General features: G+C 65.3%; 25 protein-coding genes and 1 other RNA gene. 12 read left to right on the top strand and 14 right to left on the bottom strand.

Features of this window, described 5'->3' with window-relative positions; translation table 11 throughout:
* Positions 1-46 precede the first annotated feature (46 nt).
* From O5M90_RS03710 to O5M90_RS03695, 4 genes are all read right to left on the bottom strand, one after another.
* Entirely contained in the window at positions 47-391 is a 345-nt protein-coding gene (locus O5M90_RS03710) for a TIGR01244 family sulfur transferase (protein ID WP_137943559.1), read from the bottom strand.
* Positions 392-401: 10 nt separating this feature from the next.
* Positions 402-848: a GatB/YqeY domain-containing protein gene (locus O5M90_RS03705; RefSeq protein ID WP_269841404.1), complete on the bottom strand. Its 447-nt coding sequence runs from the start codon at positions 846-848 to the stop codon at positions 402-404.
* A 137-nt stretch (positions 849-985) separates the two neighbouring features.
* Positions 986-1,198 (bottom strand): 30S ribosomal protein S21, encoded by a 213-nt coding sequence (rpsU, locus tag O5M90_RS03700; RefSeq protein ID WP_007833691.1) that lies wholly within the window; start codon positions 1,196-1,198, stop codon positions 986-988.
* Positions 1,199-1,378: 180 nt separating this feature from the next.
* Complete coding sequence (locus O5M90_RS03695) at positions 1,379-2,611, bottom strand: NAD(P)/FAD-dependent oxidoreductase (protein WP_269841405.1); 1,233 nt, start codon at positions 2,609-2,611, stop codon at positions 1,379-1,381.
* Positions 2,612-2,914: 303 nt separating this feature from the next.
* Between O5M90_RS03695 and O5M90_RS03690 the strand changes: the two genes are divergently transcribed.
* The gene (locus O5M90_RS03690; RefSeq protein ID WP_269841406.1) at positions 2,915-3,949 is read left to right on the top strand and encodes a GGDEF domain-containing protein; all 1,035 of its coding nucleotides are present in this window, start codon (positions 2,915-2,917) and stop codon (positions 3,947-3,949) included.
* Here O5M90_RS03690 and O5M90_RS03685 read toward each other — a convergent pair.
* From O5M90_RS03685 to O5M90_RS03645, 9 genes are all read right to left on the bottom strand, one after another.
* Positions 3,941-4,753, bottom strand: coding sequence for a sulfite exporter TauE/SafE family protein (locus O5M90_RS03685; RefSeq protein WP_269841407.1), 813 nt, complete (start codon positions 4,751-4,753; stop codon positions 3,941-3,943). The genes O5M90_RS03690 and O5M90_RS03685 overlap by 9 nt on opposite strands.
* Before the next feature lie 6 nt (positions 4,754-4,759).
* Entirely contained in the window at positions 4,760-5,218 is a 459-nt protein-coding gene (locus O5M90_RS03680) for an EVE domain-containing protein (protein WP_269841408.1), read from the bottom strand.
* Positions 5,219-5,246: 28 nt separating this feature from the next.
* Positions 5,247-5,424, bottom strand: a non-coding RNA gene (ssrS, locus tag O5M90_RS03675) — 6S RNA.
* A 15-nt stretch (positions 5,425-5,439) separates the two neighbouring features.
* The gene (locus O5M90_RS03670) at positions 5,440-5,748 is read right to left on the bottom strand and encodes a cell division protein ZapA (protein WP_137943553.1); all 309 of its coding nucleotides are present in this window, start codon (positions 5,746-5,748) and stop codon (positions 5,440-5,442) included.
* Complete coding sequence (gene zapB / locus O5M90_RS03665) at positions 5,745-5,960, bottom strand: cell division protein ZapB (protein ID WP_137943552.1); 216 nt, start codon at positions 5,958-5,960, stop codon at positions 5,745-5,747. Before zapB ends, O5M90_RS03670 begins: the two co-directional genes overlap by 4 nt.
* A gap of 15 nt (positions 5,961-5,975) precedes the next feature.
* Entirely contained in the window at positions 5,976-6,638 is a 663-nt protein-coding gene (gene nth / locus O5M90_RS03660) for an endonuclease III (protein WP_269841409.1), read from the bottom strand.
* A gap of 24 nt (positions 6,639-6,662) precedes the next feature.
* The gene (rsxB, locus tag O5M90_RS03655; RefSeq protein ID WP_269841410.1) at positions 6,663-7,331 is read right to left on the bottom strand and encodes an electron transport complex subunit RsxB; all 669 of its coding nucleotides are present in this window, start codon (positions 7,329-7,331) and stop codon (positions 6,663-6,665) included.
* On the bottom strand, positions 7,328-8,620 hold the full coding sequence (locus O5M90_RS03650) for a polyhydroxyalkanoate depolymerase (RefSeq protein ID WP_269841411.1): 1,293 nt from the start codon (positions 8,618-8,620) through the stop codon (positions 7,328-7,330). Before O5M90_RS03650 ends, rsxB begins: the two co-directional genes overlap by 4 nt.
* Positions 8,621-8,748: 128 nt before the next feature.
* A complete protein-coding gene (locus tag O5M90_RS03645) occupies positions 8,749-9,951 on the bottom strand; it encodes an amino acid aminotransferase (protein WP_269841412.1) in 1,203 nt (400 codons plus the stop codon).
* Between the two features lie 136 nt (positions 9,952-10,087).
* On the opposite strand from O5M90_RS03645, the gene uvrB reads away from it, so the two are divergent.
* The 9 genes from uvrB to tsaD all read left to right on the top strand — a co-directional run bounded on the left by uvrB (position 10,088) and on the right by tsaD (position 18,799).
* Entirely contained in the window at positions 10,088-12,220 is a 2,133-nt protein-coding gene (gene uvrB / locus O5M90_RS03640) for an excinuclease ABC subunit UvrB (RefSeq protein ID WP_137943547.1), read from the top strand.
* A gap of 194 nt (positions 12,221-12,414) precedes the next feature.
* Complete coding sequence (locus tag O5M90_RS03635; protein WP_137943546.1) at positions 12,415-12,948, top strand: Fe-S cluster assembly transcription factor; 534 nt, start codon at positions 12,415-12,417, stop codon at positions 12,946-12,948.
* Positions 12,949-12,976: 28 nt separating this feature from the next.
* Positions 12,977-14,197 (top strand): IscS subfamily cysteine desulfurase, encoded by a 1,221-nt coding sequence (locus O5M90_RS03630; RefSeq protein WP_269841413.1) that lies wholly within the window; start codon positions 12,977-12,979, stop codon positions 14,195-14,197.
* Between the two features lie 27 nt (positions 14,198-14,224).
* Positions 14,225-14,611, top strand: coding sequence for a Fe-S cluster assembly scaffold IscU (gene iscU, locus O5M90_RS03625; RefSeq protein ID WP_137943544.1), 387 nt, complete (start codon positions 14,225-14,227; stop codon positions 14,609-14,611).
* Between the two features lie 12 nt (positions 14,612-14,623).
* Positions 14,624-14,947 (top strand): iron-sulfur cluster assembly protein IscA, encoded by a 324-nt coding sequence (iscA, locus tag O5M90_RS03620; RefSeq protein ID WP_137943543.1) that lies wholly within the window; start codon positions 14,624-14,626, stop codon positions 14,945-14,947.
* 75 nt (positions 14,948-15,022) lie between these two features.
* Positions 15,023-15,541, top strand: coding sequence for a Fe-S protein assembly co-chaperone HscB (gene hscB, locus O5M90_RS03615; protein WP_269841414.1), 519 nt, complete (start codon positions 15,023-15,025; stop codon positions 15,539-15,541).
* Positions 15,542-15,543: 2 nt separating this feature from the next.
* Complete coding sequence (gene hscA, locus O5M90_RS03610; RefSeq protein WP_269841415.1) at positions 15,544-17,400, top strand: Fe-S protein assembly chaperone HscA; 1,857 nt, start codon at positions 15,544-15,546, stop codon at positions 17,398-17,400.
* A gap of 14 nt (positions 17,401-17,414) precedes the next feature.
* Positions 17,415-17,753: an ISC system 2Fe-2S type ferredoxin gene (gene fdx, locus O5M90_RS03605; RefSeq protein WP_137943540.1), complete on the top strand. Its 339-nt coding sequence runs from the start codon at positions 17,415-17,417 to the stop codon at positions 17,751-17,753.
* 2 nt (positions 17,754-17,755) lie between these two features.
* On the top strand, positions 17,756-18,799 hold the full coding sequence (tsaD, locus tag O5M90_RS03600; RefSeq protein ID WP_269841416.1) for a tRNA (adenosine(37)-N6)-threonylcarbamoyltransferase complex transferase subunit TsaD: 1,044 nt from the start codon (positions 17,756-17,758) through the stop codon (positions 18,797-18,799).
* A 6-nt stretch (positions 18,800-18,805) separates the two neighbouring features.
* Here the strand turns inward: tsaD and O5M90_RS03595 are convergent, their stop codons facing one another.
* Positions 18,806-19,219 carry an Hsp20/alpha crystallin family protein gene (locus O5M90_RS03595; RefSeq protein ID WP_269841417.1) on the bottom strand — a complete coding sequence of 138 codons (414 nt, stop codon included), beginning with the start codon at positions 19,217-19,219 and terminating at the stop codon, positions 18,806-18,808.
* 123 nt (positions 19,220-19,342) lie between these two features.
* Between O5M90_RS03595 and O5M90_RS03590 the strand changes: the two genes are divergently transcribed.
* Both O5M90_RS03590 and rpsO read left to right on the top strand, forming a co-directional pair.
* Positions 19,343-20,620 (top strand): branched-chain amino acid ABC transporter substrate-binding protein, encoded by a 1,278-nt coding sequence (locus O5M90_RS03590; RefSeq protein ID WP_440401814.1) that lies wholly within the window; start codon positions 19,343-19,345, stop codon positions 20,618-20,620.
* 201 nt (positions 20,621-20,821) lie between these two features.
* Positions 20,822-21,082, top strand: a complete 261-nt coding sequence (rpsO, locus tag O5M90_RS03585; protein ID WP_262972797.1) for a 30S ribosomal protein S15 — start codon at positions 20,822-20,824, stop codon at positions 21,080-21,082.
* The last annotated feature ends 101 nt before the right edge of the window (positions 21,083-21,183 follow it).

Raw genomic sequence — 21,183 nt, 5'->3', positions numbered from 1 at the left:
AGACAAAGCAGCGAGGCCGGAGTGTTTCCCCCGGTACGTAGTTCTATCAATAGCCTTGACGGGCCGCTGTGTATAGCTTGCTCGAACGCGCACCCGAACGGCAGAAGGCGAGGATGGGGCGGGGCAGGCTGTCGATCAGCTGCTTGAATTGCTCGATCTCTTCGGGGGACTGGTAAGCACCGCTGACCGGCAGGTGGCGGTACTCCAGGCCAGCAGCGCGCGCGGCCGCTTCGACCTGGGCGCTGGTCGGTTGATCTGGCCCGCCTTCGAAGTCGGGACGGTTGTTGATCACGCTGCGAAAACCGGCCGCAGCGGCCTCGGCCATCGCGGCCGGTTCCAGCTGCGGGGCCACGCAGAAATCGGGGCTCAGCGCTTGCATGGGCAGGCTCATCATGGGCTCCTTACTGGCTCAGTGCCTGCTTGACCGCGGCCGACACCAGGCCCATATCGGCCTTGCCGGCCAGCTGGGCCTTGACCGCACCCATCACCTTGCCCATATCGCCTGGGCCCTTGGCGCCCAACTCGGCGACGATGGCATTGACGGCGGCCTGGATCTCGTCGGCCGACAGGCGCTGCGGCAGATAGGCCTCCAGCACGGTCAGCTCGGCGGCTTCCTTGTCGGCCAGGTCCATGCGGCCGGCGGCGGTGAACTGGCTCAGCGAGTCCTTGCGCTGCTTGATCAGCTTGTCGACGATGGCCACAAGGGCCACATCGTCGACCACCACGCGCTCGTCGACCTCTTTTTGCTTGACGGCCGCCAGCAGCATGCGGATGGTCGTCAGCTTGTCGGCTTCCTTGGCGCGCATCGCGGCCTTCATGTCTTCGGTGATCCGGTCTTTCAAGCTCATATCAATTCCTTTGGTGTGACGGGCATAAGCGTCGCAGAAATAGAAAAAGCCCGCAGCAGCGTCCTGTGCGGGCTTTGTTCCGAGGGTCGGCCATGAACACTAGGTTCGGGGCAGCCCACGACGGAGCACGGGGATGCTCAGTACAGCTTCTTGGGCAGCTGCATGCTGCGCACGCGCTTGTAGTGGCGCTTGACGGCGGCAGCCTTCTTGCGCTTGCGCTCGGCAGTGGGCTTCTCGTAGAACTCGCGGGCGCGCAAGTCGGTCAGCAGGCCCAGTTTTTCGATGGTGCGCTTGAAACGGCGCAGTGCCACATCGAAAGGCTCGTTCTCTTTGACGCGAATGGTGGTCATGAAACTATGGTTCCTTAATATGCGCTCGGTGTTCGCCAGACTCGTTATTGGTGCTGCCCGTAGGCGGCACTGAATGCAGAGCCTGAAGCAGAAGAATCCGGATTCTGCTTCCGAATCGACGCGCAGGGTTTGCTAGCAAAGACCGCGATTATAGCCAGGATTTCAAGGCTTGGCGAGAGTTCAGGCGGAAATCACTGCCGGGGCCGCCACCGAGGGCTCGAGCGAGCGGGCACAGGCCGCCGCGCTGGCCCAGGCCCACTGGAAGTTGTAGCCCCCCAACCAGCCGGTCACATCGACCACCTCACCGATGAAGAACAGGCCCGGCACGCGCTTGCTCTCCAGGGTCTGCGAGCTCAGTTCGCGGGTGTCGACGCCGCCGCGCATCACCTCGGCCTTGCGCCAGCCCTCGCTGCCGTCAGGCTTGAGCTGCCAGGCCTGCAACTGGCTGGCGAGTTGCTGCAAGTCCTTGTCCTTGCATTCGGCGATCGGCCGGCTTGCCTCCATCCCGAGGCGCGCCAGCCAGGCTTGGGCCAGGCGAGCCGGAAACAGCTCGGTCAGCTCATTGCCCAGCTGGCGGCGTGAGCCGCTCTTGGCGCTGCGCAGGGCCTCGGCCAGATCGCGTTCGGGCGCCAGATCGATCTGCAGGGCCTGACCCTCCAGCCAGTAGCTGGAGATCTGCAGAACGGCCGGGCCGCTGAGGCCGCGGTGCGTGAACAGCAGATCCTCGACGAAGCGGCCGCGCTGCTTGCCGGCGCCGGTGGAGACCACTACTGGCAGCGACAGGCCGGACAGATCGGCAAACGGCGCCCACTCCTGGGCATCGAAGGTCAGCGGCACGAGGGCGGGGCGCGGCTCGACGATGGCATGGCCCAGCTTCTTGGCCAGACGCAGGCCCCAGTCGCTGGCGCCGATCTTGGGAATGGACAGTCCACCACTGGCCACGACCAGCTTGGCGCTGCGCAGCGTTCCAGCGCTGGTGTCGAGCTCGAAGCCGCCGCCATCGACCGTTCTGATATCGGCCACCGTGCAGGGCTGGCGGCGCTCGACGCCGCCAGCCTCGCATTCCTGCACCAGCATCTGGATGATCTGCTCGCTGGACTGGTCGCAGAACAGCTGGCCCTTGTGCTTCTCATGGAAGGCGATGCCATGCTTGTTGACCAGGGCGATGAAGTCCTGCGGCGTGTAGCGGGCCAGCGCCGAGCGGCAGAAGGCCGGGTTCTCCGACAGGAAGTTGGCCGGCGTCGCCTCCCGGTTGGTGAAGTTGCAGCGACCGCCGCCCGAGATGCGGATCTTTTCGGCCAGGCGTGGTGCGTGGTCGATCAGCAGGACCTTCAGCCCACGCTGGCCGGCAATGCCCGCACAAAAAAGGCCGGCCGCACCGGCGCCGACCACGACGAGATCAAAAGTTTGCATGCGAGCACTGAGGCAGGGAAGGGCGGGTCGGCCGCGATGGCCGCAAGCGACGGATTGTAGTTTTGCCGGGCCACTCCTCTTTTTGGGCCATTGCCCGAGTGAGCCAGCATGAAAAGCGCCGCTCTTCATTCGAGGGCCGAGGTTCTTCGCTACCATCACTCCCTTCAAGCTAGGGGGGGCTCAGCAAACAGGGGGGTGTCCCGCACTTGCCCGCAGCTGCTGTGGCCCTCTACATTGCCCCATCAGCCTCGGTGCCATGTCCCCGCCGGACAGCGCGCCTATTGCCAGATTTGCCAGGATTTCATGGACACCTCAGCCGCCCCGCACCCCGGTGCCTCGCCACAAGTCAGCGGCTTCGGTCAATGGCTTGCCAGCCTGCAACTGGCCGATACCGAAGTCGCGGCCGGTCTGCTGGGTCTGGTCGAGCCGTTGGGCTCCTTCATGGCGGTCAAATCGCTGGCCACCGGGCGCTATGTCTATGCCAGCGTCGGTATCAATGCGCTGTTCGAGCGCCATGACAGCAGCATCGTCGGCAGCGGCGACAGCGATCTGATGCGGGCCGACGAGGTGGTGGCGATGCGCAGGGTCGAGCAGACCGTGATGGCTCAACGCTCGGTGGTGGTCAGCGAGCATCGGCTGGAGCTGGGTGGGCGGCGGCGCGAGTTTGCCGTCACCCGCATGCCGCTGGGTGCCGAGTACCTGATCTCGATGTGGTCGGAGCGTACCGAGGAGCGCCATCGCGAGACCCATTTGCAGCGCGCACTGAACCAGATCGAGCAGCAGCAGAAGGCGCTGGAGCAGATCCGCCGCGAGATGCAGGCCGGCAGCGGCCGCGATGAGGTCTCGGGCCTGTATCTGCGGGCCCAGTTCGATGACCAGCTGCTGCGCGAGATCGATTTGTCGACCCGGGAGCACCGCGAGTTCGCGCTGGTGCTGATCGCACTGGATCCGGCGCCGGCCGCCGTGCAGGCACTCGGCGACGAGGCGCACCAGCGTATGCTCGAGGGGCTGGGCCGCATGCTGCGGGCCAATACCCGGGCGATGGATGCGGCCTGCCGCGTTGGCGAGCAGACTTTCGCGGTGCTCTTGTCCGGCGTCGGTCTGGCGACGGCCCATGCCCGCATGGAGCAGCTGCGCCGCCAATGCACCGCCCAGATCGTGGTGCTCAATGGCCAGGACCTGGGACTGTCGCTGTCGATGGGGGTGGCGAGCTTCCCGCACACCGCGTCCAAGCAGGAAGAGCTGGTCGCGGCCAGCGAGACTGCGGTGCAGGAAGCGCTGCGCCGCGGCGGCAACCAGGTGGTGCTGGCGCCGATTCCCTTTGGCGCCCTAGCTTAGGCCCTTGTAGAGCATATAAGCGGCCAACACGAAGAGCAGCATCGCGAAGGCCCGCTTCAGCTGGGCCACATTCATCGCATGGGCGGCGCGCGCACCGAGCGGCGCCATCGTCACGCTGGCCGCAGCGATCACAAGCAGGGCTGGCATGAAGAGATAGCCGACCGCACCCGGCAGTGCCGGCGCCAGATGCCAGCCGCCGACCACATAGCCCAGGGTGTTGGCCAGCGCTATCGGGAAGCCCAAGGCGGCACTGGTGGCCACCGCGTTGTGCATCGCCACATTGCACCAGGTCATGAAAGGCACCGAGACAAAGCCGCCGCCCGCGCCGACCAGGCCCGACAGCATGCCGATGCCGGCGCCGGCGCCGATCTGGCCGGCCGTGCCGGGCATCTGGCGGCTCGGCGCCGGCTTCTTGTTCAGCAGCATCTGGAAGGCAGAGAAGCTGACGAAGCCGGCAAAGAACAGCGCCAGCCAGGCACCCTTGAGCAGCGCGAAGATGCCGGCGCCGGCGATCAGGCCGCCGATCAGGATGCCGGGCGCCAGGCCGCGCACCAGATCCCAGCGCACCGCGCCGCGTTTGTGATGGGCGCGCACGCTGGAGATCGAGGTGAACATGATGGTGGCCATCGAGGTGGCGATCGCCATCTTGACGGCCATATCGGCGCTGACCCCTTGCTTGGACAGCATCCAGGTCAGGATGGGCACCATCAGCATGCCGCCGCCTATGCCCAGCAGGCCGGCCAGAAAGCCCGAGCACAGGCCCAGTATCAGCAATTCGATCAGCAAAACGGGGTCGAAGGTCATCGGTACTCAGGCCAGGAGTTTCAGGATCAGGGTCCATTCCGCGGCCGTGACCGGGGTGATGGAAAGACGGTTGCCGCTTTGCAGCGTGCGCATCTGGGCCAGGTCCGGCTCGGCGCGCATCTCGGCCAGACTCAGCAGCCGCGTCTTGCGCAGCAAGCGCACATCGACATGCAGCCAGCGTGGCGCCTCGAGCTTGGATTTGGCATCGAAGTAGGGGCTGGCCGGGTCGAACTGGCTGGCGTCCGGGTAGGCGGGGCTGGCCACCTCTGCCAGGCCGGCGATGCCAGGCTGCGGACACGAGGAGTGATAGAACAGCACACCATCGCCCACCCGCATCGCATCGCGCATGAAGTTGCGGGCCTGGTAGTTGCGCACACCGATCCAGGGCACGGTGTGGTCAGGTGCGGCAGCGAGATCGTCGATCGAGCACTCGTCCGGCTCGGACTTCATCAACCAGTAGTTCAAGGTGTGGAGCGGGCCCGTGCTTGTGTAAGGTGTCCACCGCGAGCCGTGAGCCGCATTCCTGAACCCGGGGATTCAGGTGGGCGAGGTCAGCCAAGCTTCGGGTTCATCTGACGCGAGACGATCACACCAACCGGGCGATGTTCCAAGCCCTTGCTCATAGAGCATCGGTCAAGGAAATATAAGACTCACGCGAACACGATGGACCATCGCATTCTATGCGCTCAAAGCAATTGGCCGTCGTGGCCAAGGGCTTCATCGAGACGGCGAATCAGCGCTTCGAGTTCGGGGGCGGTCTGGCTCTCGTCGGCGCGTGCCGGCGTGGCGGCGGCCGGGCCATCGGCGAGCTGGTAGGCCAGGTTCAGCGCGGCCAGCACGGCAATGCGCTCGCGCGCCTTGACCTTGCCGGCATCACGGATCGCGCTCATCTCGCGGTCTACCTGGCTGACCGCACGGCTCAGCGTCGCTTCTCCACCCTCGGGGCAGCCGAGCAAATAGCTCTGGCCCATGATGGTGACTTCCATTTGCTTCATGACTTGTTCTTTCCGGACTCACTCTCGACAGGCAGCCGCTCCAGCAGCGCATCAATGCGCAGCCGCGCCGCGCCGAGGCGGGAGCGCAGGCTGTCGCGCTCCTGGCCCAGGCTTTGCACCTGCTCCTGCAGCAGGGCGTTGGTGCGCTTCAACTCATCATGGCGCAGCAGCAGGCGCTCTACCCGGTCGAGAAGATCGGTGATGCTAGGCATGGCTTCCTAAGTGAATCATGGGGCGGGATTGGCACCGATTGTAGAGGGCCCCAGCGCGCGGCCCAGATCGCAGAAGGGCCGCACCTGGCATTGGCCGCACAAGGGCTTGCGGGCCTGGCAGACATAGCGGCCATGCAGGATCAGCCAGTGATGGGCGTCGACCAGGTACTCGGCCGGGATGCGTTTGAGCAGACCCTGCTCGACCTCCAGCACGTTTTTGCCCGGCGCCAGGCCGGTGCGGTTGCCGAGCCGGAAGATATGCGTGTCCACCGCCATCGTCGGCTCGCCGAAGGCGACATTGAGCACCACATTGGCGGTCTTGCGGCCGACGCCGGGCAGGGCTTCGAGCGCCTCGCGCGAGCGCGGCACCTGGCCGCCATGCTGCTCGATCAGGATCTGGCAGGTCTTGTAGAGATTCTTGGCCTTGGTGCGGTACAGGCCGATGGTGCGGATGTAGCCGGCAAGGCCGTCCTCACCCAGTGCGAGGATCTTGGCCGGCGTGTTGGCGACCGGATAGAGCCGGCGCGTGGCCTTGTTGACGCCGACATCGGTGGCCTGGGCCGACAGCAGCACGGCGGCCAGCAGCTCGAACACGCTGCTGTATTCGAGCTCGGTCTGCGGCGAAGGGTTGGCCGCCTTCAGGATGGCGAAGAAGGCGGCGATGTCTTGCTTGTTCATGGCGTATGCCCGAGGGCCTGGATCTCAATCGCGCTGGGCCCGGGCACGCGCCAGCGCGGCTTCTATCATGCTGCGCTTGCGGTCCAGCGCGGCCGGGTCCGTGAGCTTGCTGGCCTCGGCCAGATTGGCGAGCTTGGCCTCGGCCTTGGCCTGCAGCCGGGCCTCGTTCTCCTGCCGGGCGCGGGGCAGGCGCTGCTGATGGAAGCGGTAGCGCTGCAGGGCTTCGTCGGCCTGGGGTGCGCTCCAGGCTTGCCAGCCGGTCCGCTCGCCGCTGACATTGAGCAGCGAGATGCAGTCGACCGGGCAGGCCGGCACGCACAGCTCGCAGCCGGTGCATTGCTCGTTGATGATCAGATGCATGGCCTTGGGCGCGCCGACGATGCAGTCGACCGGGCAGGCCTTGATGCACAGCGTGCAGCCTATGCACCAGTTCTCGTCGATCACCGCCAACTGGCGCGGGCCCTCGACACCATGCTCGGCGCTCAGCGGCAGCGCGGGCCGGCCGGTGAGGGCGGCCAGGCGCGCGACGCCCTCGGCACCTCCGGGCGGACACTGGTTGATGCCGGCCGCGCCGGCCGCGACGGCCTGGGCATAGCTCAGGCAGTCCGGATAGCCGCAGCGCGTGCACTGGGTCTGCGGCAGCGCCGCGTCGATGCGGGCGACCAGATCGGCGGTCGGGGCCAAGACGCTCAAGCGGACTTCTTGCTCCGTGTTGTCTTGCGTGCAGGCGCGGTCACCGGGTGCTCGTACTTGAGGATGAAGTCGCGCACCTCGGGGTAGACCTTCTCGCGCCAGCGGCGACCCGAGAAGATGCCGTAGTGGCCGGCGCCGATCGCGTCATAGTGGTACTGGTGCTCGGGGGCGATGCCCGAGCACAGCTCATGCGCGGCACGGGTCTGGCCGGCGCCCGAGATGTCATCGAGTTCGCCTTCGATGGTCAGCAGGGCCGTGCCCTGGATGTCCTGTGGGCGCACCAGCTGGCCCTTGACCTCCCAGGTGCCGTTGACCAGGGCGAAGTCCTGGAACACGGTCTTGATGGTGTCCAGGTAGTACTCGGCCGGCATGTCCAGCACCGCGTTGTACTCGTCGTAGAACTGGCGGTGCGACTCGGCGCTGTCGTCGTCGCCGCGCACCAGGTCGAGGAAATAGTCGTAATGCGAGCTCAGATGCCGGTCCGGATTCATCGCGACAAAGCCGGTGTGCTGCAGAAAACCGGGGTAGACCGCGCGCTGCGCACCCGGGAAGTTGGTCGGTACCCGGTAGATCACATTGGTCTCGAACCAGCTGAAGCTGCGGTTCATCGCCAGATTGTTGACGGCCGTGGGGCTCTTGCGGGCGTCGATCGGGCCGCCCATCATGGTCATGCTGCGCGGCGTGGTCTCGCCATTCGACGCCATCAGCGAGATTGCGGCCAGCACCGGCACGGTGGGCTGGCAGACCGAGATCACATGGCACTCGGCCGCGCCGATATGACGGATGAACTGCTGCACATAGGCGATGTAGTCGTCCAGATGGAAGGCGCCCTGGTCCAGCGGCACCATGCGCGCATCGGTCCAGTCGGTGATGAAGACCTTGTGGTCCTTCAGCAGCTGGCGCACGGTGTCGCGCAGCAGGGTGCTGTGGTGGCCCGACAGCGGCGCCACCACCAGCACGGTGGGCTGGTCCTTCATCTTGGCCAGCACGGCCAGATCATCGGTGTAGCGCTTGAAGCGCAGCAGCCGGCAAAAGGGCAGCTCGACCGGCACCAGCTCCTGCACCGCCACCTCGATCCCGTCGACCTCGACGCCGCGAATCCCGAACTCGGGCTTCTCGTAGTCCTTGGCCAGCCGGTGCATCAGATCCAGCCCGGCCGAGACCCGATGGGCCATCGGGCCGTGGGCGAAGGGCGAGAGCGGATGGCTGTAGAGCTTGGCCGAGGCGCCCGCGAACTCCGCAAAAGGACTCATCAGCGCGCGCTGGGTTTCGTAGAGCTGATACAGCATGGAGGACCTCGGTAGCTTTGTGGGGTGACAGTACTGCAAAACAAATGGTGCAGTGCAGCATTATGCGGCTTGCCAGGTGGCAAAGCCGTTAAAACTGCGCAAGCCCACTCGTTCCAGCGGGCAGATTGTCAGCCGCGCAGCACCGCCGCCATCGCCTGCGCGACAGCCGGCAGGTTTTTCTCGTTCAGCGCGGCCACGCAGATGCGGCCCGAATCGACACCATAAATGCCGAACTCGCTGCGCAGTCGCTGCATTTGCGCGGCATTCAGGCCGGAATAGCTGAACATGCCTTTCTGGCGGGTCACGAAGCTCAGGTCCTGGCTCACGCCGGCCGCTTGCAGCGCGCTGACCAGCGCCTGGCGCATCGCCCGGATGCGCAGGCGCATGCCGGCCAGCTCCTCTTCCCAGAGCGCGCGCAGTGCCGGGGTCGACAACACGTTCGCAACCACCTGGGCGCCATGGGTTGGCGGGTTGGAATAGTTGGTGCGGATCACGATCTTCAGCTGGCTCAGCACCTTGGCGGTCTCCTCGGCCGAGGCGCAGACCACGCTCAGCGCGCCGACGCGCTCGCCGTAGAGCGAGAAGCTCTTCGAGAAACTGGTCGAGACGAAGAAGTCCAGATTGGCGGCGAGAAATTGCTGGATCACCGCGCCGTCCTCGGCAATGCCTTCGCCGAAGCCCTGGTAGGCCATGTCCAGGAAGGCGACCAGGCCACGTGCCTTGACGGTGGCGACCACCTGCTCCCATTGGGCGGGGCTCAGGTCATAGCCGGTCGGGTTGTGGCAGCAGGCGTGCAGCACGACCACGGTGCCGGCGCTGGCGCCGTTCAGCGCGGCCAGCATGCCGTCGAAATTGATGCCCAGCTTGGCGGCGTCGTAATAGGGATAGGTCTGAACCGGGAAGCCGGCGTTGGTGAACAGCGCGCGGTGGTTTTCCCAGCTGGGGTCGGAGATCAGCACGGTGGCGCCGGGGTTCAGGCGCTTCAGGAAGTCGGCGCCTATCTTCAGGCCGCCGGTGCCGCCGATGGCCTGCACGGTGGCCACACGCTTGGCCGCCAGGATGGCGCTCTCAGAACCGAACACCAGGCCTTGCACGGCCTTGTCATAGGCGGCGATGCCGTCGATCGGCAGATAACCGCGTGCCTTCGGATCGGCCTGCATCGCGGCCTCGGCCTGGGCCACGCACTTCAGCAGGGGCAGCTTGCCGTTCTCGTCGTAGTAGACGCCGACCCCCAGATTCACCTTGGCGGGATTGGTATCGGCGTTGAACTGCTCGTTCAGACCCAGGATGGGGTCGCGGGGGGCCATTTCGACGGCGGCAAACAAGGACATGGACGGCTTTCCTGACATGACGGTGGCAAGAGCGTTCGAACAATCGAACGGCGCCTGCGCTACCCTGTCGGGCTGTTGATGATGCGCAAGCCCGTGAATTCTAGAGGGCTTGCGGCCCGAGTCCTGGGAAACCCCGATGCAATCTGCCCCCGTCGCCATTGAGAACCCCGAAAGCCCTAGCGAGGAGCCGAAGGGCGAATTCGTGTCTTTCGAAGGCTCGCCCTTCCAGCTCTTCCAGCCCTTTGCGCCGGCCGGTGATCAGCCCACGGCCATCGCCCAGCTCTGCGAGGGCATCAATGATGGCCTGAGCTTCCAGACCCTGCTGGGCGTGACCGGCTCGGGCAAGACCTTCACGATGGCCAATGTGATCGCCCGGCTGGGCCGGCCGGCCATCATCTTCGCGCCCAACAAGACGCTGGCGGCCCAGCTCTACAGCGAGTTCCGCGAGTTCTTCCCGAAGAACGCGGTCGAGTATTTCGTCAGCTACTACGACTACTACCAGCCCGAGGCCTATGTGCCGCAGCGCGATCTCTTCATCGAGAAGGACAGCGCGATCAACGAGCACATCGAGCAGCTGCGCCTGTCCTGCACCAAGAGCCTGCTGGAGCGTCGCGATGTCGTGATTGTCGCCTCGGTCTCGGCCATCTACGGCATCGGCAACCCGGCCGACTACCACCAGATGGTGATGACGCTGCGCAGCGGCGACAAGATGGACCAGCGCGATGTGATCGCCCAGCTGATACGGATGCAGTACACGCGCAACGAGATGGAGTTCACGCGCGGGCACTTCCGCGTGCGCGGCGACACCATCGATGTGTTTCCGGCCGAGCATTCGGAGCTGGCGCTGCGCATCGAGCTCTTTGACGACGAGGTCGAGACCCTGCAGCTCTTCGACCCGCTGACCGGCAAGATCCGCCAGAAGATCCCTCGCTTCACCGTCTACCCGAGCAGTCACTATGTGACGCCGCGCGAACGCGTGCTGGCGGCGATGGACGGCATCAAGCAGGAGCTGCGCGACCGCGTCGCCCATTTCGTGAAGGACGGCAAGCTGGTCGAGGCGCAGCGCATCGAGCAGCGCACCCGTTTCGACCTGGAGATGCTGCAGGAGGTGGGCCACTGCAAGGGCATCGAGAACTACACCCGCCATCTGTCCGGTGCCGAGCCCGGCTCGCCGCCACCGACCCTGGTCGACTACCTGCCGCCCGATGCGCTGATGTTCCTGGACGAGAGCCATGTGCTGATCGGCCAGTTCGGCGGCATGTACAACGGCGACCGGGCGCGCAAGACCACCTTGGTCGAGTACGGCTTCCGGCTGCCCTCGGCGATGGACAACCGGCCGCTGAAGTTCGATGAGTTCGAGCGCAAGATGCGCCAGGCGGTGTTCGTCTCGGCCACGCCGGCCGCTTACGAGAAGGAGAACGCCGGCCAGGTCGTCGAGCAGCTGGTGCGGCCTACCGGCCTGGTCGATCCCATCATCGAGGTGAGGCCGGCCACCCACCAGGTCGACGATGTGCTGGGCGAGATCCGGCTGCGCGTCGAGGTCAATGAGCGGGTGCTGATCACCACGCTGACCAAGCGCATGGCCGAACAGCTGACCGACTATCTGAGCGACAACGGCGTCAAGGTGCGCTATCTGCATTCCGATGTGGACACGGTGGAACGGGTCGAGATCCTGCGCGATCTGCGCCTGGGGGCCTTCGATGTGCTGGTGGGCATCAACCTGCTGCGCGAAGGCCTGGACATTCCCGAGGTCTCGTTGGTGGCCATTCTGGACGCTGACAAAGAAGGCTTTCTGCGTGCCGAGCGCAGCCTGATCCAGACCATAGGCCGGGCCGCGCGCAACCTCAATGGCAAGGCCATCCTCTACGGCGACCGCATCACCGACTCGATGCGCAAGGCCATCGACGAGACCGAGCGTCGGCGTGCCAAGCAGATCGCCTTCAACGAGGCCAATGGCATCACGCCACGCGGGCTGAACAAGCGCATCAAGGAGCTGATCGAGGGCGTCTACTCGGACAAGCCCGGCCGCGATGACGACAAGCTGGTGCAGGCGGCTGCGGTCGAGGAGCTGTCCGAGAAGGATCTGGGCAAGCGCATTGCTCAACTGGAGCGCCAGATGCTGGAGCATGCCCGCAACCTCGAGTTCGAGAAAGCGGCTCGGGTGCGCGATCAGTTGGCGCAGCTGCGCGAGCAGGCTTTCGGTGCCGTCGTGCACGACAATCTGGTGCCTCTGGACAGCGCCAAACCGACGCCGCGCGGCCGCGTCTGACCGTCAGATAGCGGCGCTTCGGCGCGCCAGCGCTGGGCGCCCGGGAGCGCGCCCAGCAAGCTTCTTAATAATTGAGTAAAATGCTCAGGCATACCCAAGGGTTAACCCCCCGCGCCGGGCGGGTGCCGGGTCGCTCAGCTTGCTGGTTTTGTTGTTGTACCGCCCCATGGTCTGTTGGACCGAAGGAGAGTCTCATGCGTCTCACAACCAAAGGTCGATTCGCTGTCACCGCGATGATCGATTTGGCGCTGCGTGAAAACGGCGGCCCGGTCGCGCTGGCGGCGATCAGCCAGCGCCAGCAGATCTCGCTGTCCTATCTGGAACAGCTGTTCGGCAAGCTGCGCCGGCACGAGCTGGTCGAAAGCACGCGTGGACCCGGCGGCGGTTACTCGCTGGGCCGCAAGTCCGACGAGATCACGGTGGCCGACATCATCGTCGCGGTCGATGAGCCGATCGACGCGACCGGCTGCGGCGGCAAGGAAAACTGCATGGGCGAGGACACCGGCAAATGCATCACGCATGAGCTCTGGACCAGCCTGAACGCCAAGATGATCGAGTATCTCGACTCGGTGTCGCTGCGCAAGCTGGTCGAGGACCAGTTGGCCAAGGGCGTCACGATAGAGGAAGCGCCGATCAAGCGGGCGATCTCGACGACGCCGGTGGTCAAGCCCATCCGCATCACCGCGCCGAATTCGGTGTTTGCCCTCGGCAACGCCTTCAACAAGTAATCCAACAAATCAAAAGCAGTCGCATCTCATGGACATGACGCCCCACTTCCCCATCTATCTGGACTATGGCGCGACGACGCCGGTGGACCCGCGCGTGGTCGAAGCGATGATCCCCTGGTTGCGCGAGCATTTCGGCAATCCGGCCTCACGCAGCCATGCCTGGGGCTGGGAAGCGGAAGCGGCGGTCGAGAAGGCGCGCGAGCAGGTCGCCTCGCTGATCAATGCCGACCCGCGCGAAATCGTCTGGACATCTGGCGCAACCGAGTCGATCAATCTGGCGGTCAAGGGCGCGGCGCAGTTCTATAAGACGCGCGGCAAGCACATCATCACCCTGAAGACCGAGCACAAGGCCACGCTGGACACCTGCCGCGAGCTGGAACGCCAGGGCTTTGAGGTCACCTATCTGGATGTGCAGGAAAACGGCCTGCTGGATCTGGACAAGTTCAAGGCCGCGCTGCGTCCCGACACCATCCTGGCCTCGGTGCTGTTTGTGAACAACGAGATCGGTGTGATCCAGGACGTGGTCGCGATCGGCAATATCTGCCGCGAGAAGGGCATCATCTTCCATGTCGATGCGGCCCAGGCCACCGGCAAGATCGCGATCGATGTGACCCAGCTGCCCATCGACCTGATGAGCCTGGCCTCGCACAAGACCTATGGCCCCAAGGGCATCGGCGCGCTGTTCGTGCGCCGCAAGCCGCGCGTGCGCCTGGAAGCCCAGATGCACGGTGGCGGCCATGAGCGCGGCATGCGCTCGGGCACCCTGGCCACCCACCAGATCGTCGGCATGGGCCTGGCTTTCGAGATCGCCAAGAACGAGATGGCCGAGGAGGGCGCACGCATCCGCATGCTGCACCAGCGCCTGCTGGACGGCCTCAGCGGCATCGAGCAGGTCTTCGTCAACGGCGACCTGGAAAAGCGCGTGCCGCACAACCTGAACATCTCCTTCAACTATGTGGAAGGCGAGTCGCTGATCATGGGCGTCAAGGGCCTGGCGGTGTCGTCCGGCTCGGCCTGCACCTCGGCCAGCCTGGAACCCAGCTATGTCTTGCGCGCGCTGGGCCGCAGCGACGAGCTGGCGCACTCCTCGCTGCGCATGACCATCGGCCGCTTCACGACGGTCGAAGAGATCGACTATGCGGTGACGGTACTGAAAGACCGCGTCGCCAAGCTGCGTGAGCTATCGCCACTGTGGGATATGTACAAGGATGGCATAGACATCAGCACGATCCAGTGGACCGCCCACTGAACCTCAGAAATACGTTGGAGAACAATCATGGCCTACAGTGAAAAAGTTGTTGATCACTACGAAAACCCCCGCAATGTCGGTGCCTTCGAGAAGGGCGACGATTCGGTCGGCACCGGCATGGTCGGCGCGCCGGCCTGCGGCGATGTGATGAAGCTGCAGATCAAGGTCAACCCGGCCACCGGGCTGATCGAGGATGCCAAGTTCAAGACCTATGGCTGCGGCTCGGCGATCGCGTCGAGCTCGCTGGTGACCGAGTGGGTCAAGGGCAAGACGCTGGACCAGGCGCTGGAGATCAAGAACACCTTGATCGCCGAAGAGCTGGCCCTGCCGCCGGTCAAGATCCACTGCTCCATCCTGGCCGAAGACGCGATCAAGGCAGCGGTCGATGACTACCGCGCCAAGCACACGCAGTAAGGGATCAGCAGCATGTCTGTGACTCTGACCGAGGCGGCCGCGCGCCATGTGACGCGCTATATCGCCAAACGCGGGCGCGGCGTGGGCGTGCGTCTGGGCGTCAAGACCACTGGCTGCTCGGGCCTGGCTTACAAGCTCGAGTACGCCGACGATGTGACGCCGGAGGATGTGATCTTCGAGGGTCATGGCGTCAAGATCCTGATCGACCCCAAAAGCCTGCCCTATCTGGAAGGCACCGAGCTGGATTTCGTGCGCGAAGGCCTCAACGAGGGCTTCAAGTTTCGCAACCCGCGCGAGAAAGACCGCTGCGGCTGCGGTGAATCCTTCCGCGTCTAAAATCGCGGCTCCATCGCAGGGCGCGGCCATCAGCCGCGCTTTTTTCTTGGCTGTTTTGTAAACAAGCTTCATCGCATGCGACTCGACGACAACGACTTCAAGCTGTTTGGCCTGCCCGAGCGCCAGGCCCAAGAGCGTGTCGAGATCGATGCGCGCTGGAAGGCCTTGCAGGCCCAGGTTCATCCCGACAAGTTCGCCGCCGAGGGCGCATCGTCGCAGCGGCTGGCGATGCAATGGGCCGTGCGCGTCAATGAGGCCTACCAGCGCCTGCGCGACCCGCTCCAGCGCGCCGCCTATCTGTGCGAGTTGCGCGGCGTGCCGCTGCTGGTCAACGAGAACACCCGCATGCCGACGGCCTTCTTGATGGAGCAGATGAGTTGGCGCGAGGCCTTGGACGAGGCGGACGGCCTGGCCGCGGTCGAGGCCCTGGATGCCGAGGTCGCGCAGCGCGAGCGCGGCTTGCTGGCCGATGTGCAGCGCCTGCTCGATGAGGCGGACGACGCGCCGGCGGCGGCCGAACAGGTCCGGGCCCTGATGTTCATCGCCCGATTCCGCGCCGATATCGACAAGAGGCTGGACGCCCTAGGACAGTAAACATGGCTTTGTTGCAGATTTCCGAACCCGGGCAATCGCCCAACCCGCATGAACGCCGCATCGCGGTGGGCATCGATCTGGGCACGACCCATTCGCTGGTGGCCTCGGTGCGCCATGGTGTGGCCGAATGCCTGCCCGACGAGCAGGGGCGCGTCATCCTGCCCTCGGCCGTGCGCTATCTGGAGGACGGGCGGCGCCAGATCGGCGCGGCCGCCTTCGAAGCCCAGGCCGACGATCCGGAGAACACCATCGTCTCGGTCAAGCGTTTCATGGGCCGCTCGCTGGCCGATGTCGCCAACCGCGACAAGCTGCCTTACCGCTTCGAGGACACGCCGGGCATGCTGTCGATCGCGACGCGCGACGGTCTGAAGTCGCCGGTCGAGGTCTCGGCCGAGATCCTGGCGACCTTGCGCTTCCGTGCCGAGGACAGCTTTGCCGACGACATCTTCGGTGCCGTGATCACGGTGCCGGCCTACTTCGACGATGCCCAGCGCCAGGCCACCAAGGATGCCGCGCAACTGGCCGGCCTGAATGTGCTGCGCCTGATCAACGAGCCCACCGCTGCGGCCATCGCCTATGGCCTGGACAATGCCAGCGAGGGCTTGTACGCGGTCTATGACCTCGGCGGCGGCACCTTCGACATCTCGCTGCTGCGCCTGACGCGCGGTGTCTTCGAGGTGGTGGCGACCGGCGGCGATGCGGCCCTGGGCGGCGACGACTTCGATCGCCTGCTGGCCGACTGGGCGCTGGCCGAAGCCGGGCTGGAGACCGTCAGCTCGCATGACAAGCGTGCGGTGCTGATGGCCGCGCGCCTGGCCAAGGAGGCGTTGTCCGATGCGCCGCAGACCCGGCTGCAGTGCGCGCTGGATGCGGGTGCGCTCGATATCGCGCTCAGCCGCGAGCAGTTCGATGCGCTGACCAAACCCTTGGTCGACAAGACGCTGGCCGCCGTCAAGCGGGTGCTGCGCGACGCCAGGCTGAAGGCCGAGGAGGTGCAGGGTACGGTGATGGTCGGCGGTTCGACCCGCATGCCCGGCGTGCGCGCCGCAGTCGGTCAGCTGTTCGGCCGTGAGGTTTTGACGAACCTGAATCCCGACGAGGTTGTCGCGCTGGGGGCGGCCATCCAGGCCAATCAGCTGGCCGGCAATGCGGCCGATGGCGAGATCCTGCTGCTGGATGTGATTCCGCTGTCGCTGGGTCTGGAGACCATGGGTGGTCTGGTCGAGCGCATCATCGAGCGCAATGCGACGATTCCGGTGGCCAAGGCGCAGGACTTCACGACCTTCAAGGACGGGCAGACCGCGATGGCGGTCCATGTCTTGCAGGGTGAGCGCGAGCTGGTCAGCGAGTGCCGTTCGCTGGCGCGCTTCGAGCTGCGCGGCATTCCGGCCATGGTGGCCGGTGCCGCGCGCATCCGTGTCACCTTCCAGGTCGATGCCGACGGCTTGCTGAGCGTCTCGGCCAAGGAACTGGGCTCGGGTGTCGAGGCGGCGGTTCAGGTCAAGCCGAGCTACGGCCTGAGTGACGATCGGATCGCCGGCATGCTGAAGGACGGTTTTGCCAGCGCCGAATCGGATATGCAGGCGCGCAAGCTGCGTGAGGCCCGTGTCGAGGCCGAGCGCATGATGCTGGCCACGCAGTCGGCGCTGGCGGCCGATGGCGATCTGCTGGACGAGGCGCAGCGTGCTGCCGTGGCCGAGTTGCTGAAGCAGCTGGCCCTGGCCGCCGAGGGCGAGGATGCGGATGCGATCAATGCGGCCGTCGAGACCCTGGCCAAGGGCACCGAAGCCTTCGCTGCCGAGCGCATGAATCGTGGCATTCAGCAGGCGCTGACCGGCCGCAATATCGAACAGATGTAAACAGGGGAAGCTCCATGCCCATCATCAAAATCCTTCCCCATGCCGAGTACTGCCCGCAGGGCAAGACCGTGACGGCGCCGGCCGGTACCTCGATCTGCGAGGCGCTGCTGGACAACCATATCGAGATCGAGCATGCCTGCGACCAAGTCTGCGCCTGCACCACCTGCCATGTGATCGTGCGCGAAGGTGGCCGCACGCTGTCCGAGATGGAGGAGGGCGAGGAAGACATGCTGGACCGTGCCTGGGGCCTGGAGCCCGATTCGCGTCTGAGCTGCCAGGCCATCCTGGGGCAAGCAGACGTGACCATCGAGATACCGAAGTACTCGATCAATCACGCCAAAGAGAATCACTGAACATGAAGGTCCTGGGCTTCGAGTCGTCCTGCGATGAGACCGGCGTGGCCTTGGTCGATGTGCCAGAGCCGGGTGCCCAGGGCGTGCCTACCTTGCTGGCCCAGGCCCTGCACAGCCAGATCAGCATGCACCAGGCCTATGGCGGTGTCGTGCCCGAATTGGCCTCGCGCGACCATATCCGCCGCGTGCTGCCGCTGACGCGCGAGGTGCTGGCTGCGGCCGGCGTCGAGCTGGCCGATGTCGATGTGATCGCCTATACCCAGGGGCCGGGTCTTGCCGGGGCGCTGCTGGTGGGCGCCGGTGTCGCGGTGTCGCTGGCGGCCTCGCTGGGCAAGCCGACCCTGGGCGTACACCATCTGGAAGGCCATCTGCTGTCGCCCTTTCTGTCGGTCGATGCGCCCGAGTTCCCCTTCGTCGCTTTGCTGGTGTCGGGTGGCCATACGCAACTGATGCGGGTCGATGATGTCGGCCAGTACGAGATCCTGGGCGAGACCATCGATGATGCGGCCGGTGAGGCCTTCGACAAGAGCGCCAAGCTGCTGGGCCTGCCCTATCCCGGCGGCCCGCATCTGGCCCGGCTGGCCGAGCAGGGCGACCCCGCAGCGTTTGCGCTGCCGCGCCCGCTGCTGCACAGCGGCAAGCCCGACTTCAGCTTTGCCGGCTTGAAGACGGCGGTGCTGACGCAGGTGAAGAAGCTCGGCGAAGGCCCGAGCGATCAGCAGCGCGCCGATCTGGCGGCCTCGACCCAGGCCGCCATCGTCGAGGTGCTGGTGACGAAGTCGCTGCTGGCGCTGAAGAACACCGGGCTCAAACGCCTGGTGGTGGCCGGCGGTGTCGGTGCCAACAGCCTGCTGCGCCAGCAGCTGAACATCGCCTGCGCCAAGCGCGGCGTGCGCGTGCACTACCCGGAGCTGAGTCTGTGCACAGACAACGGCGCGATGATTGCGATGGCCGCCGCGATGCGGCTGCAGCGCGGCATGGCGACGCTGCAACCGCAGGGCGGTGGTTTCGAGGTGCGCCCGCGCTGGGCGCTCGGCTCGCCCTGACTCGGCTCAGCTGACGCTGAGTTCGCCGGCATTGTCCGGCTGGCGCTTGACCAGGGTCAGGGTCAGCACACCGTTGTCCAGCTTGGCGGTGGAGTCATTCTTGTTGAGCTCCTGAGGCAGGGCCAGCGTGCGCGAAAAGCGCGTCACCGAACGCTCGCGGTACAGCACCCGCTCGCCCTCGGCCTTGTCGGCGGCGCGGGTCTGCTCGGCATCGATGCTGACGCGGCGGCCCTCGATCTTGATCTTGACTGACTCCTTGGCCACGCCCGGCAGATCGAGCTGCAAGGTGTAGGCGGCATCGGTCTCGCTGACGTCCAGCGCCGGGCTGCGCAAGGCGACGGCGTCCCGATCAGTGTTGAACAGGCGCTCGATGTGGCGCGACAGATCGGCGGAATGACGGGACACGGGAATCACAAACATGGCAGCTCCTACAATGAGATGGCGGAAAAAATCGCTGCTGGATCTTTCAGGGCGCAGCCCCCATGCCAACCAAGCTTGGCGCGGCTTTTCTCAATTCAATAGCCCTCAAAAATTCACTTCCTCATGGCTTGGAACTTCCCTTCTCGTCACCATCTGGCCGCCCTTTTGCTGGCCGCGCCGCTGATGGCCGGTGCCGCCGAACCGATCAAGCTGGCCTTGATCGAGGGCCTGTCCGGTCCCTTCGGCAATGCCGGCGAGGCGGTCTATCGCAACCTGGTCTGGGCCACCGAGCGTGTCAACGCGCGGGGTGGCGTCAAGCTGCCGGGCGGTGCGCGGCCCTTGCAGTTGCTGCGGCTGGACAGCAAGGGGGCGACCGAGGAAGCGCTGTCCATGCTGCGCTCGGCCGTCGATCAGAAGGCCTCGTTCGTGCTGCAGGGCAATAGCTCGGCCACGGCCGCCGCCTTGATCGATGCCTTGAACAAGCACAACGAGCGCGAACCGCAGCAGCGCGCGCTGTTCCTGAACTACTCGGCGGTCGATCCGGCGCTGACCAACGAGAAATGCAGCTTCTGGCATTTCCGCTTCGATGCCCATGCCGATATGCGTCTGGCCGCGCTGACCGACGAGTTGCGCGAGGACGCCTCGATCAAGAAGCTCTACCTGATCGGCCAGGACTACAGCTTCGGCCAGCATGTGCTGAGGCAGGGTCGCGAGATGCTGGCGGCCAAGCGGCCCGATATCGAGATCGTCGGCGACGAGCTGCACCCGGTCGGCCGGGTCAAGGACTTCATGCCCTATGTCACCAAGATCAAGGCCAGCGGCGCACAGGCGGTGCTGACCGGCAACTGGGGCAATGATCTGACCCTGCTGATCAAGGCGGCCAAGGATGTGGGGCTGAATGCGCGCTTCTACACCTTTTATGGCAATGCGCTCGGTGTGCCGGCCGCCTTGGGTGATGCGGGCATCGACAGGGTGGTGGCCGTGGCCGAATGGCATCCGAATGTCGGCACGCCCAGCTCGGATCGCTTCTACGCCGCATTCCGCGCGCGCTTTCCCAAGCCCGAGGATGATTATGTTCACGCCCGCATGCAGGCCATGGTCGAGGTGCTGGTGGCCGGCATCGAGCGGGCGAAGTCGCTGGACGTGGCGACCGTGGCCCGGGCGATGGAGGGCCTGAAGTACGACGGCAAGACGTTGGGCGGCGTCGGGCAGGGCCAGATGCGCGCGGCCGACCACCAGTTCATCCAGCCGCTCTACGTCAGCGTGATGAAGCGCGCCGGCTCGCCCGGCGCGCGCCATGACAACGAGGGCTCGGGCTATGGCTTCCGTACCGTGCGCTTTGTGGACGAGGCCCGGGCGGAGCAGCCGCATCGATGCCAGATGTCCAGGCCGGCTCGCTGAAGCGCGCCGCCGACTTGGTCTATAATCCGCAGGTTTTGCTCGCCGAGCTAGCCCGTACGGGAACCCGGATGAGTGAAATCAAGGCACGGCTCGGGTCGGTTTCACCCGTGACCGCAAGTAAAACCATGGAAACCGTCTGTGTGCGTGGCAGGGCATTGGCCCTGGCGTCGTTCCAGCGGAATCCGAATGCTGGAAACGCATATGACCATCAATAAAGCAGAAATCGTTCAATCGAACGCCCGCAGCGCCAACGACACCGGCTCGCCGGAAGTCCAGGTGGCCCTGCTGACCGCGCGCATCAACTCGTTGACCCCTCACTTCAAGGCAAACATGAAGGACCACCATGGTCGTCGTGGTCTGCTGAAGATGGTCAACACGCGCAAGAGCCTGCTGGCCTATCTGAAGCGCAAGGACGCCGCCCGTTACGTCGCGCTGATCCAGAAGCTGGGCCTGCGCAAGTAATTCGCGTGTGAGATCAAGGAGCCTGTCTGGGTCAACGTCCAGCACAGGCTCTTTGTCTTTTACGCTTTCAGTTGGAGTTGAGCTGACGTGGCGCTGCTGTG

Origin of the sequence: Paucibacter sp. M5-1 (assembly GCF_027498415.2) — a bacterium.
GTDB lineage: Bacteria > Pseudomonadota > Gammaproteobacteria > Burkholderiales > Burkholderiaceae_C > Roseateles_E.
Note: the sequence above shows the minus strand (reverse complement) of the source record. Positions and strands in the feature narration are given on the sequence as shown.